The organism is Arthrobacter sp. NPDC057259 (assembly GCF_042668995.1).
GTDB lineage: Bacteria > Actinomycetota > Actinomycetes > Actinomycetales > Micrococcaceae > Arthrobacter.
Genome location: NZ_JBHUYA010000007.1, coordinates 212534 through 224650, shown reverse-complemented (window position 1 = coordinate 224650; position 12117 = coordinate 212534). Strand labels below are relative to the sequence as shown.

Here is a 12117-nt window from a genome sequence, read left to right as displayed (position 1 = left end):
CACCCGGGAGGGTGTGGGAGAGTAGGTCACCGCCGGAACATCATTTAGGTCGAGAGCCTCCAACCACACGGTTGGAGGCTCTCCCACTTTAACCAGCCATTCGTTACCGGATCCGGTGGTCCAGCACCCAGCCGGGGAAGCCGGCACCGGGCCCAGGCACGGTCCCGGAGGCCGAACAGATGCAAAACACCAGGCCGCACGCCGTCGTGGTTGCTCACGCCGTCGCCCTGGCGGGTGCAGTTATTCCGCTCTCTCCGGGCCGGAATCGCCGTTTCCGCGAGGGTAAGCGCTGCGGGGGTCGACCGGCCGGGACCGCCCTGTGAGGCGTGCCACCGTGAGGCCCACGGGGTGCCGGCAGTTAGCCGGGGGAGTGCTCCTCGCCTAGAATTGAATGAGATGTACGGACTTCGAAGCGCTTGATTTCGGGTTGCGTAGGAACGAAACACGAAAAACAGAGCGGCTGCGATTGCGCCAGTGGTCGGCTCACAACAGGAGGAATCCAGCATGGCTGATCACAACGACGGTAACCGCGGCCGCGACGACGGCGGCAACTTTGGCGGGGGCCGTAACGCCGGCGGCGGCGGATTCCGACGGGCCAACAACTCCGGCGGCGACCCCCGCGGCTTCCGCGGCCGGGACGATCGTGACCGCAAGCCGTACGGTGAGCGTCCGGCCCGCGACGGTGAGCGCCGCAACTTCGACGGTGACCGCGATCGTAAGCCGTTCGGCGACCGTGACCGCAAGCCTTTCTCGGGTGGGAACGACCGTAAGCCGTTTGGTGACCGTCCGGCCCCTGATGGTGAGCGTCGCAGTTTCGGTGGCGACCGGGATCGTAAGCCGTTCGGCGACCGTGACCGCAAGCCTTTCTCGGGTGGGAACGACCGTAAGCCTTACGGTGATCGTCCGGCTCGTGATGGTGAGCGCCGGAGCTTCGGTGGCGATCGTGATCGTGATCGTAAGCCGTTTGGTGATCGTCCGGCTCGTGATGGTGAGCGCCGTAGCTTCGGTGGCGATCGTGATCGTGATCGTAAGCCGTTTGGTGATCGTCCGGCCCGTGATGGTGAGCGCCGTAGCTTCGGTGGCGACCGTGATCGCAAGCCGTTCTCCGGCGGAGACAACCGCAAGCCCTTCGGCGACCGCGAGGACCGTCCTGCCCGCAGCTTCGATCGTGGCGACTCCGGGCCGCGCCAGTTCGGCCGCGACCGCGCGGAGGACCGTCCGGTCCGCCAGCCCAACGCCGCCGACCTGCGCAGCGCCAACCGCCCCGACCGGGACCGTTCGCCCGAAATCGACGAGGACGTCACGGGCAAGGAACTGGACCGCGCCACGCAGCACCAGATCAAGACCCTCGAGGACAACAGCGCGACCTGGGTGGCCCGCCACCTGGTCATGGCCGGCCGCCTGATCGACGACGAGCCCGAGCTGGCCTTCCAGCACGCCCTCGCCGCCAGCCGCCGCGGCGGCCGTCTCGCCGCCGTCCGTGAAGCCGTGGGCCTCACCGCCTACTCCGCCGGACACTACGGCGAAGCCCTGCGCGAGTTCCGCACCTACCGCCGCATCAGTGGCTCCAACACGCATCTGCCCGTCATGGCCGACTGCGAACGCGGCCTGGGCCGTCCGGACCGTGCCCTCGACATGGCCCGCTCGGAGGAAGCCAAGGACCTGGACGCCCCCGGCAAGGTGGAACTCGCCATCGTGGCCGCCGGCGCCCGGACCGACCTCGGCCAGCTGGATGCCGCCGTCTCCGAGCTGGAGATCCCGCAGCTGGACATCAACCGCGCCTTCTCCTACAGCCCCCGCCTGTTCCGCGCCTACGCGGACGCGCTGACGGCCGTGGGCCGCGAAACCGAGGCCGCCAAGTGGCAGCGCCAGGCCGTGGTGGCCGAGAACGCCCTCGGCCTCGGCGTCGACGAGGAACCGGACATCATCGACCTCGGCTGGGACGAGGAAGAGGAGGCCCGCGAGGAGCAGCGCCGCCGTCGCCTCCTGAAGGAGCAGGCCGACCGCCAGGCAGGAATCACCTCTGACGAGGCCCCGCGGGCCGCCAGCGCCGCCGCGGTCGCCGGCCTGCCGGAGAACGCCGAAGGCCGGGCCGACGACGTCGACGCAGGTTCCGACGACGAGGAGACCGGCTTTTTCGAGTCCGACGACGCCGAATCCGACGAGGATTCGGTGGAAGCCGACGAGCTGGCCGGCCACGAAGACAACACCGGCCACGAGGACCACGCCGGCAACCGGGACCACACGGAGGACTAGGCCCCGATGGACCACGACTGGCTGATCTCGCGCTTCGACGCGCTCCTTTCGGACCTCGACGGGGTCGTCTACGCGGGACCGCACGCCATCCCCGGTGCCGTCGAGGCGCTGGGACGGCTGGCGGGGATCGGCGTCGGGCTGGGCTACGTGACGAACAACGCGTCGCGCAGCCCCGCCGAGGTCGCCGCCCACCTGCGTGAACTGGGCGCGCCCGCCGAGGATGAGCAGGTAGTCAGTTCCTCGCAGGCCGCCGGTGAACTGCTGGCCGCCAAGCTGCCCCCGGGCTCCCGCGTCCTCATCACCGGCGGCCCCGCCCTCGCCCGCGAGATCGAACTCGCGGGCCTGGTACCGGTCCGCAACCAGGCCGACGAGCCCGTGGCCGTCGTGCAGGGCTTCCACCCGGACCTGGGCTGGAAGGACCTGGCCGAGGCGGCCTATGTCGTCGCCGCCGGCGCCCTCTGGGTGGCCACCAACACGGACTTGTCGATCCCGCAGGCCCGCGGCATCGCCCCCGGCAACGGCACCCTCGTGGCCGCCGTCGCCTCCGCCACCGGCAGCACGCCGCTGGTCGCGGGCAAACCCGAGGCGCCGCTCTTCCACACCGCCGCCAAGCGGCTCGCCGCGGACCGGCCCCTGGTGGTCGGCGACCGCCTCGACACGGACATCCTCGGCGGCAACAACGCCGGATTCGCCACCGTCGCGGTCCTGACCGGCGTCGACACCCGCGAGAGCATCCTCGCCGCACGGGCAGCCGAACGCCCCGGCTACCTGATCGAGGACCTCAACGGACTCTTCCAGCCCTACCCGGACATCGAGCACGACGGCGGGGCAGGGTTCCGCTGCGGCGCCGCCACCGCCGTCGTGGACGGCACTGTCCTGCGCATCACGGGGGACCCCGCGGACCTCGATGCCTGGCGCGCCGGCTGCGCCGCGTGGTGGGCGGCCACCCCGGAGGCCGCCACCGCCCAGGCGCCGGAGCTGCACTGGACCGGTCACTAGACTGGAAGGCATGATCGAATCGCCCCGCCCCGCCGAGCCCGCACCTGCGGGCGCACCCGGCGTCGGTGACATCCAGCCGGACTGGCCCGAGCGCACGGCGGACGCACCGCTGGCCGCCGACCCCGCCGTCGAGGCGCTGCTCGAACCTCTGGACACGCTCGCGCACCTGCCGGTAGCCGACCACGGCGACGTCTACGCGGCCCTGCACGACGCGCTGGCCGACGCCCTGAATGAGGACGTGACGGGGGAGGCCCGCACGTGACCCGGCTGGATCAGGCGCTGGTCAGCCGCGGACTCGCCCGCTCCCGCACCCACGCGGCCCGGCTGATCGCCGACGGCAAGGTCAGTTCGGCGGGCACCGTCCTGGCCAAGGCCTCGCAGCAGGTGGATGACGCGACCGGCCTGGACGTCGCCGCCACCCCGGGGGATGACTACGTCAGCCGCGCCGCGCACAAGCTCGCCGGCGCCCTCGACGCCTTCCCCGCCGTCGCCGTCGAGGGGAAGCGCTGCCTCGACGCCGGCGCCTCCACGGGGGGCTTCACCGAGGTGCTGCTGCGCCGGGGTGCGGCGCACGTGGTGGCGGTGGACGTCGGCCACGACCAGTTGGTCCCGCAGATTCGCAACGACCCGCGGGTCTCCGTGCACGAGGGCCTGAACGTCCGGTACATGACCCCGGAGACCATCGGAGGGCCGGCCGCGCTCACCGTCGCGGACCTGTCCTTCATCTCCCTGACCCTGGTGGTGGCGCCGCTGGCCGCCTGCACCGAACCCGGCGGGGATCTGGTCCTGATGGTCAAACCACAATTTGAGATCGGCAAGGACCGACTGGGCCGCACCGGCGTCGTCACCTCCGAACGGGAACGGCGCCTCGCCGTCGAAAAGGTGGCCGCCGCGGCCCTGGACGCTGGACTGGAACTGGCCGGGCTGGCTCAGAGCCCCCTGCCGGGGCAGGACGGAAACGTCGAGTACTTCCTGTGGATAAAACGCGCGATCCGGGCGGACCTGCCTAAGATCGAGGAGCGGGACGCGGCCCTGGCCGCGCTCCTTGGAACCATCTGGACCTAACCAGCAGCCCATGCAGCAATCGAAGCAGTAGAAGGCGGAACCTGATGAGCAGGCGTGTCCTCATCCTTGCCCACACCGGCCGCGAGGACTCCCTCAAGGCCGCCTGGGACGCGTGCGCCATGCTGCACGCCGCAGGCATTGTGCCCGTGATGCAGAAGTCCGAACTCGGCGACATGGTACGTTTCTACGGCCGGCTGGACCAGCCCGTGGAGGTCCTGCACGACCACGTGAAGCTGCACGACGTCGAACTCGTCATGGTGCTCGGCGGTGACGGGACCATCCTGCGCGCCGCGGAACTGGTGCGCGAGGTGGACGTGCCGATGCTGGGCGTGAACCTCGGGCACGTGGGCTTCCTGGCCGAGAGTGAGCGCGCAGACCTCGCCCAGACCGTGGACTGGATCGCCAGCCGCCAGTACACGGTGGAGGAGCGGATGACGATCGACGTCCAGGTGTGGGTCCGGGGCCAGAAGATCTGGCACACCTGGGCGCTGAACGAGGCGGCGATCGAGAAGGGCAACCGCGAACGGATGCTCGAGGTGGTCACCGAGGTCGACGAACGCCCCCTGACCTCCTTCGGCTGCGACGGCGTCGTCCTCGCCACCCCCACCGGCTCCACCGCCTACGCCTTCTCCGCCGGCGGCCCCGTGGTATGGCCCGAGGTGGAGGCACTGGTCATTGTCCCGATCAGCGCCCACGCACTGTTCGCCAAGCCGCTGGTGGTCTCGCCCCGCTCCCGGCTGGCCGTCGAGATCCTCGGCCGGACGGACGCCCAGGGCGTGCTCTGGTGCGACGGACGCCGGTCAGTGGACCTGCCCCCGGGCGCCCGCGTGGAGGTCACCCGTTCCGCCACCCCGGTCCGGCTGGCCCGCACCCACCAGACCCCGTTCTCCGGCCGCCTGGTCAGGAAGTTCGAGCTCCCCATCCAGGGCTGGCGCGGCCCGGTGCCGCAACCGGACGCCATCCCCACCGGCCCGATGCCCGTGGTGCGCACGCCCCGGCCGATGCCGCTGCCCGACCCCACAGACCCCGCCGATCCCTCGACTGCGAAGTGACCCATGCTTGAAGAACTGCGAATCCGCGACCTCGGTGTCATCACGGACGCCACCCTCCCGCTCGGCCCCGGCCTGAGCGTGGTGACCGGCGAGACCGGTGCCGGCAAGACCATGGTGGTCACCGCCGTCGGCCTGCTCCTCGGTGCTCGGTCCGACGCCGGAGCCGTGCGCAGCGGCGCCAAGAGCGCCTCCGCCGAGGCGGTCCTCAAACTCGACGCCGGCCACGCCGCCGTCGAACGCGCCCGTGAAGCCGGCGCCGAGGTCGAGGAGTTTGACGGCGGCGCCGAGCTGCTCCTGGCCCGCAGCGTCGGTGCCGACGGGCGCAGCCGCGCCTACCTGGGCGGCCGGACCGCCCCCGTGGGGGTGCTCGCCGAGATCGGTGGCGCCCTGGTGGTGGTCCACGGACAATCCGACCAGATCCGGCTCAAGAGCGCCGTAGCCCAGCGGGAAGCGCTGGATAAGTTCGCGGGGGAGCCGCTCGCCAAGACGCTCGCCGCCTACCAGCAGCTCTACACCCACTGGAAGGGCAGCCAGGCCGAGCTGGACGAGCTGCGCAACGCGGCGCGGGAACGGCTCCGCGAGGCCGAATCGCTGGAGGCCGCCCTGGCCGAGATAGACGCCGTGGAGCCGCAGCCCGGCGAGGACGAGGCCCTCAAGGCCGAGGCGGTCAAGCTCGCCAACGTCGAGGAGCTGCGGATCGCCGCGAGTACCGCGCACCAGGCCCTGATCAGCGAGGACTTCGGCGAGGAAGCCGACGCCACCACGCTGGTGGACGCCGCCAAACGCACCCTGGAACACGTCGCCGAGCACGACGCCGAGCTCGGTTCGGCGGCCGCCCGGCTGGCCGAGGTGGGCTTCCTGCTCAACGACATCGCCGGCGAGCTTGCCAGCTACCAGGCCGGCCTCGACACCGAGGGCCCGGAGCGGCTCGCCCAGATCGAGGACCGCCGCGCCGCGCTGGCCGCGCTGGTGCGCAAATACGCGCCGAGCATCGACGAGGTGCTGGTCTGGGCCGACCAGGCGCGGGAACGCTTCACCGAGCTGCAGGACGACTCGACCCGGATCGAGGCCCTGGAGGCCGACGTCGTCCGCTCCGAGGCCGAACTGACCAAGCAGGCCGCGGCGATCAGCAAGGCACGCAAGAAGGCGGCCAAGGACCTCGCCGCCCGCGTCAGCGCCGAGCTGACCGCCCTGGCCATGGCCGACGCCACGCTGGTGATCAATATCGAAGCCGGGGACGGCCTCGGGCCCTACGGCGCGGACGAGATCGCGTTCCTCCTCCAGCCGCACTCGGGCGCCCCCGCCCGCCCGCTCGGCAAGGGCGCCTCGGGCGGTGAACTCTCCCGGGTGATGCTTGCCATCGAGGTGGTGCTCGCCGTCGTCGACCCGGTCCCCACCTTCGTCTTCGACGAGGTCGACGCCGGCGTGGGCGGCCGTGCCGCCGTCGAGATCGGCCGCCGGCTGGCCATGCTCGCCCGGCACGTCCAGGTCCTGGTGGTCACCCACCTGCCCCAGGTGGCGGCCTTCGCCAACCAGCACATCCGTGTCACCAAGACCTCCGTCCGGGGATCCGACGGCGCCACTGCCACCGGCTTCACCTCCAGCGACGTGCAGCTCCTGGATGAGTCCGAGCGCGTCCGCGAACTCGCCCGCATGCTGGCCGGCCAGGAGGACTCCGAGTCGGCCCGCGCCCACGCCCAGGAACTGCTCGACGACGCGAAACTCCTGCCGCGGCAGGCGTGATCCCGCGCGCCGCTGGGATGACCATCACAGCGGCGCGATTCGGACCCTCAGAAGACCGATTTGATGATAGGCTCAAATTCCGTGGTGCAGCGATCAAATTCCCGTGTAAATTCCCGGTTCCCGGGCTCGTCCAAGACGACCAAACACATCTTCGTCACCGGCGGTGTGGCGTCCTCGCTCGGAAAGGGTCTGACGGCTTCGAGCCTCGGCCACCTCCTGCGGGCACGCGGCTTGTCTGTAACTATGCAAAAGCTCGATCCCTATCTGAATGTGGATCCGGGCACGATGAACCCCTTCCAGCACGGCGAAGTCTTCGTGACTGACGACGGCGCCGAGACCGACCTCGACGTCGGGCACTACGAGCGCTTCCTCGATGAGAACCTCGAGGGTTCCGCCAACGTCACGACCGGCCAGGTCTACTCCACCGTGATCGCCAAGGAACGCCGCGGCGAGTACCTCGGCGACACCGTCCAGGTCATCCCGCACATCACCGACGAGATCAAGCGCCGCATGCGGCTGCCCGCCGAGGGCAAGAACGCCCCGGACGTCATCATCACCGAGATCGGCGGCACGGTCGGCGACATCGAGTCCCAGCCGTTCCTCGAGTCCGCCCGCCAGGTCCGCCAGGACATCGGCCGGAACAACGTCTTCTTCCTGCACGTCTCCCTGGTCCCGTACATCGGACCTTCCCAGGAACTGAAGACCAAGCCGACCCAGCACTCCGTGGCCGCGCTCCGCTCCATCGGTATCCAGCCCGAGGCGATCGTGATCCGCTCGGACCGCGAGGTTCCCCAGGCGATGCGCGACAAGATCGGCCGGATGTGCGACGTCGACCTCGACGCCGTCATCGGCTGCCCGGACGCCCCGAGCATCTACGACATCCCCAAGACGCTGCACTCCCAGGGCCTGGACTCCTACATCGTCCGCGCGCTGGACCTGCCGTTCAAGGACGTCGACTGGACCAGCTGGGATACCCTGCTTGAGGCCGTCCACAACCCCAAGCACGAGGTTGAGATCGCCCTGGTCGGCAAGTACATCGACCTGCCGGACGCCTACTTGTCCGTGACCGAGGCGCTGCGCGCCGGCGGCTTCGCGAACAACACCAAGGTCAAGATCCGCTGGGTCCCCTCGGACGAGTGCGACACCGAGGCCGGTGCCAAGAAGGCCCTGGCCGGCGTCGACGCCATCTGCGTTCCCGGCGGCTTCGGCATCCGCGGCCTCGAAGGCAAGCTCGGCGCGCTGAAGTTCGCCCGCGAAACCAAGCTCCCGGTCCTGGGCCTGTGCCTGGGCCTGCAGTGCATGGTCATCGAGTACGCCCGCAACGTCGTCGGCCTCGAGGGCGCCTCCTCCTCCGAGTTCGAGCCGGACTCCAAGTACCCGGTCATCGCCACGATGGAAGAGCAGCTGGACATCGTTGACGGCAAGGGCGACCTGGGCGGCACCATGCGCCTGGGCCTGTACGAGGCCAAGCTGGACGAAGGCTCGGTCGTGGCCGAGACCTACGGCACCACCAAGGTCAGCGAACGCCACCGCCACCGCTACGAGGTCAACAACAAGTACCGCGACCAGATTGCGGCGCAGGGCCTGGTCTTCTCCGGTACCTCCCCGGACGGCAAGCTGGTGGAGTACGTGGAGCTTCCGCGCGAGGTGCACCCGTACTACGTCGCCACCCAGGCCCACCCGGAGCTGAGCTCCCGGCCGACCCGCCCGCACCCGCTGTTCGCGGGCCTGGTCCGGGCCGCCCTGGACCACCAGCACGGCGACCACCAGCACGGCGACCACCAACAGGGTACCGCCAAGCCGGCGGCAAAGGCCGCGGCGCAGGCCAAGTAACACCAACTACATCAAAGGACGGCGCGATGCCCGGAATGTCTGAGACCCATGATGCTGCACGGCAGGTTTCAGATGAGCCGAGCCCGCGCCGTCTTTTGTCGTCCGAGAAGGTCTACGAGGGCCGGATCTGGGACGTGGTCAGCGACAGCTTCCAGCTGAACGAGGACGGCGACGCCCTGACCCGGGACTACATCGACCACCCAGGCGCGGTGGCTGTGCTGCCGATGAACGACGACGGCGAGATCCTCCTGATCAAGCAGTACCGGCACCCGGTGGGCATGGCGCTGTGGGAGATCCCGGCCGGACTGCTCGACGTCGAGGGCGAGGACTTCGTGGCGGGCGCCGCCCGGGAACTCGCCGAGGAAGCCGACCTCGTGGCCGCGGAATGGAACGTGCTGGCCGACTTCTTCAACTCGCCGGGCTCCTCCAGCGAGGCGATCCGGATCTACCTGGCCCGCGGACTGAGTGACGTGCCCGGCCACGAACTGCACGTCCGCACCGACGAGGAGGCCGAGATCGAGCTGCACTGGCTGCCGCTGGATGCGGCCGTCACGGCGGTACTGGAGGGGCGCCTGCACAACCCGTCCGCCGTCGTCGGCGTCCTGGCCGCTGCCGCCGCCAGGGCCGACGGCTTCGACCGGCTCCGGCCCGCGGACGCGCCCTGGCCGGCGCACCCCAGCCAGCGCGGATGACCGGCCTGCTGGCGGCGGAGCCTCCCGCGGCGGCTGCCTCCGCTCCCGACCCGGCGGCACCGGCAGCCGCGGACGCCACCACGGATGCCCCCCGGCCGCCCACCGCCGTCGACCGCGCTATCAGCGACTACCTGCAGCACATGGGGGTCGAGCGCGGACTGGCCGCCAACACCCTGTCCGCGTACCGGCGGGACCTGGCCCGCTACGCGCGGCACCTGGCCGCCGCGGGGCGCAACCGCCCCGAGGACATCACCCGGCGAGACGTCACCGCCTTTGTCCAGGCCCTCTCCGACGGCTCCGACGGCGGGACCGCGCTGGGCGTCCGGTCCGCCGCCCGCACCGTCGTCGCTGTCCGGGGGCTGCATAAGTTCTGGGCCCTCGAGGGCCTTACCCCGACCGATCCCGCCAGCGACGTCCATCCGCCGATGCCCGGCAAACGGCTGCCCAAGGCCATCACGGTGGACGAGGTGACCCGCATCCTGGAGGCGGCGGGTACGGACACCGCCACCGGCCTGCGCGACCGGGCGTTGCTGGAATTCCTCTACTCCACCGGGGCCCGCATCAGCGAGGCCGTCGGACTGGACGTGGACGACATCGCACTGGCCGGGAGCGCTCCCGACGACGGCGGGGGGCCGGCGATCGTGCGCCTCTTCGGCAAGGGCTCCAAGGAGCGGCTGGTGCCGCTGGGGTCCTACGGTGCCCGCGCGCTCGACGCCTACCTGGTAAGAGGGCGGCCGCTCCTCGCGGCGAAGGGCAAGGGCACTCCGGCGCTGTTCCTCAACGCCCGCGGCGGCCGGATCAGCCGCCAGAGCGCCTGGACCATCCTGAAAACGGCTGCCGAGAAGGCCAACATCACCAAGGACGTCTCCCCGCACACGCTGCGGCACTCTTTCGCGACCCACCTGCTGGAGGGCGGCGCCGACGTCCGCGTGGTGCAGGAACTGCTGGGGCACGCCTCGGTCACCACCACGCAGGTCTACACCCTGGTCACCGCCGACACGCTGCGCGAAATCTACGCCGCCGCACACCCGCGCGCCTTGGGCTAGCCTGCCTGGGCTCTCCGGCGCGTTCCCCAGACGTTGCTGCACTGCGCCTGATTTTCGACACGCCCGCGTGTAAGGATCCGGGCGCCCCGGGACACTGATTGGGTAGAACCACGTCATCGATTGTTCGGGGGAAACATCATGTTGGCTGCGAAGGAGCAGGCATTCATTGAGCTGCATGACCAGCACGCCGCCCGTGTCTACGGCTACATCGCCCGCCGCATCAACGACGCCCACCGGGCCGAGGAGCTCGCCGCGGACGTCTTCCGCATCGCCTGGGAGAAACAGTTGCCTGAACCGCCCGGCATCGGCTGGCTCCTGGCAACCGCACGCAACGTCCTCGGCAACGAATACAAGGGCCGCCGACGTCGGCAGGAACTGTTCGAACGCCTCGCCGAGGAGGCGCGCACCGATGACGTCACCACCGCCGGCGACCAGCGCTCCGTCGTAGCAGCCGTGCTGATGAAACTCCGGGACAAGGACCGCGACATCCTCATGCTGACTTACTGGGAGGATCTCAGCGGCGCCGAACTGGCCGCAGCCCTCGGCTGTTCGGTCTCGGCCGCCGGCGTCCGGCTGCACAGGGCCCGGCGTGCCTTCGCGAATGCCGCACCCGCCCACCTGATGACAGAACGGAGAGACTAGCCATGGACCGCATCGAACAGCTCATGAAGGACATCAAGCCGTCGGTCACGGTCCCGGACCGCGGGGTCCTCCGCTCGGAGGTGACGTCCACGGACCCGAACGTGGTCACCATGCCGCGGGCCGCCTCTGCGCACCGCGAGACCGCCCGGCGACGCCGGACCAGGATTGCCGCCGTGGCAGTGACCGGCCTCGCCGCCGCGGCGGTGGCAGGCACCGTCGTCGTGGGCGGGAACTTCCCGACGGTACCCGGACCCGCGCTGCCGGTGCCGGCCGGGCCGAACACCACGATCAGTGAGAGCGCCCCGGCCACGGCGAGGCCGACGCCTGCTTCACCGACGCCGACGTCTCCGGCGCCGGCTACCCCCAGCCAGACCGCCCCGCCCAGCACCGGGGGAGTGGCCTGCACACCGGCGAACATCGATCAGCTGCGCAACGACCGACAGCCCACGATCCTGCCGATCCCCGCCGCGGAGCAGCGGTACTACACCGTGCTCGGCTGCGCCGACGGCTGGCTCGCCTACGTGATCTCCGATGAGGGCGGGCAGGCACTCAAGCTCGACGGCGGGAACGCATGGTTCCGGCTCGCCAAACTCCAGAATGGCCGCTTCCTCTGGGATGTCCGCCAACCCTCGGCCACGGTCTACAACTGGGAGTTCCAGGCGCTGAACAACCAGGGGCTAACGGCGCAGCAGGCCATGGACAAGGAGTTTGCCGAAAAGGGGATCCCGGTCACCCTGCGGCCGCAGTTGGTCGGGGAAGGCCCGGCCGGCAAATAGAGGCGCCCGGAGA

12 protein-coding genes are annotated in these 12117 nt (G+C 70.4%); 11 read left to right on the top strand and 1 reads right to left on the bottom strand.

Features of this window, described 5'->3' with window-relative positions:
* Positions 1-483: 483 nt before the first annotated feature.
* Entirely contained in the window at positions 484-1335 is an 852-nt protein-coding gene (locus ACFUCU_RS13250) for a hypothetical protein (RefSeq protein ID WP_377973036.1), read from the bottom strand.
* Between the two features lie 36 nt (positions 1336-1371).
* Here ACFUCU_RS13250 and ACFUCU_RS13245 point away from each other — a divergent pair, with 36 nt between their 5' ends.
* The 11 genes from ACFUCU_RS13245 (at position 1372) to ACFUCU_RS13195 (ending at position 12104) form a co-directional block, all read left to right on the top strand.
* Complete coding sequence (locus ACFUCU_RS13245) at positions 1372-2256, top strand: hypothetical protein (RefSeq protein ID WP_364137934.1); 885 nt, start codon at positions 1372-1374, stop codon at positions 2254-2256.
* Positions 2257-2262: 6 nt separating this feature from the next.
* The gene (locus ACFUCU_RS13240) at positions 2263-3255 is read left to right on the top strand and encodes an HAD-IIA family hydrolase (RefSeq protein WP_377973035.1); all 993 of its coding nucleotides are present in this window, start codon (positions 2263-2265) and stop codon (positions 3253-3255) included.
* A 10-nt stretch (positions 3256-3265) separates the two neighbouring features.
* The gene (locus ACFUCU_RS13235; protein WP_364137930.1) at positions 3266-3517 is read left to right on the top strand and encodes a hypothetical protein; all 252 of its coding nucleotides are present in this window, start codon (positions 3266-3268) and stop codon (positions 3515-3517) included.
* A complete protein-coding gene (locus ACFUCU_RS13230) occupies positions 3514-4320 on the top strand; it encodes a TlyA family RNA methyltransferase (protein ID WP_290258244.1) in 807 nt (268 codons plus the stop codon). The genes ACFUCU_RS13235 and ACFUCU_RS13230 overlap by 4 nt, the downstream gene beginning before the upstream one ends.
* 44 nt (positions 4321-4364) lie before the next feature.
* Entirely contained in the window at positions 4365-5372 is a 1008-nt protein-coding gene (locus ACFUCU_RS13225; RefSeq protein WP_377973034.1) for an NAD kinase, read from the top strand.
* A 3-nt stretch (positions 5373-5375) separates the two neighbouring features.
* The gene (recN, locus tag ACFUCU_RS13220; protein WP_377973033.1) at positions 5376-7115 is read left to right on the top strand and encodes a DNA repair protein RecN; all 1740 of its coding nucleotides are present in this window, start codon (positions 5376-5378) and stop codon (positions 7113-7115) included.
* Positions 7116-7178: 63 nt separating this feature from the next.
* Positions 7179-8948: a CTP synthase gene (locus ACFUCU_RS13215; RefSeq protein ID WP_290258241.1), complete on the top strand. Its 1770-nt coding sequence runs from the start codon at positions 7179-7181 to the stop codon at positions 8946-8948.
* A 26-nt stretch (positions 8949-8974) separates the two neighbouring features.
* Positions 8975-9640, top strand: coding sequence for an NUDIX domain-containing protein (locus ACFUCU_RS13210; RefSeq protein WP_377973032.1), 666 nt, complete (start codon positions 8975-8977; stop codon positions 9638-9640).
* Positions 9637-10686, top strand: coding sequence for a site-specific tyrosine recombinase XerD (gene xerD / locus ACFUCU_RS13205; RefSeq protein ID WP_377973031.1), 1050 nt, complete (start codon positions 9637-9639; stop codon positions 10684-10686). Before ACFUCU_RS13210 ends, xerD begins: the two co-directional genes overlap by 4 nt.
* Positions 10687-10824: 138 nt before the next feature.
* A complete protein-coding gene (locus ACFUCU_RS13200; protein WP_290258238.1) occupies positions 10825-11328 on the top strand; it encodes an RNA polymerase sigma factor in 504 nt (167 codons plus the stop codon).
* 2 nt (positions 11329-11330) lie between these two features.
* Positions 11331-12104, top strand: coding sequence for a hypothetical protein (locus ACFUCU_RS13195; RefSeq protein ID WP_377973030.1), 774 nt, complete (start codon positions 11331-11333; stop codon positions 12102-12104).
* Positions 12105-12117: the final 13 nt, after the last annotated feature.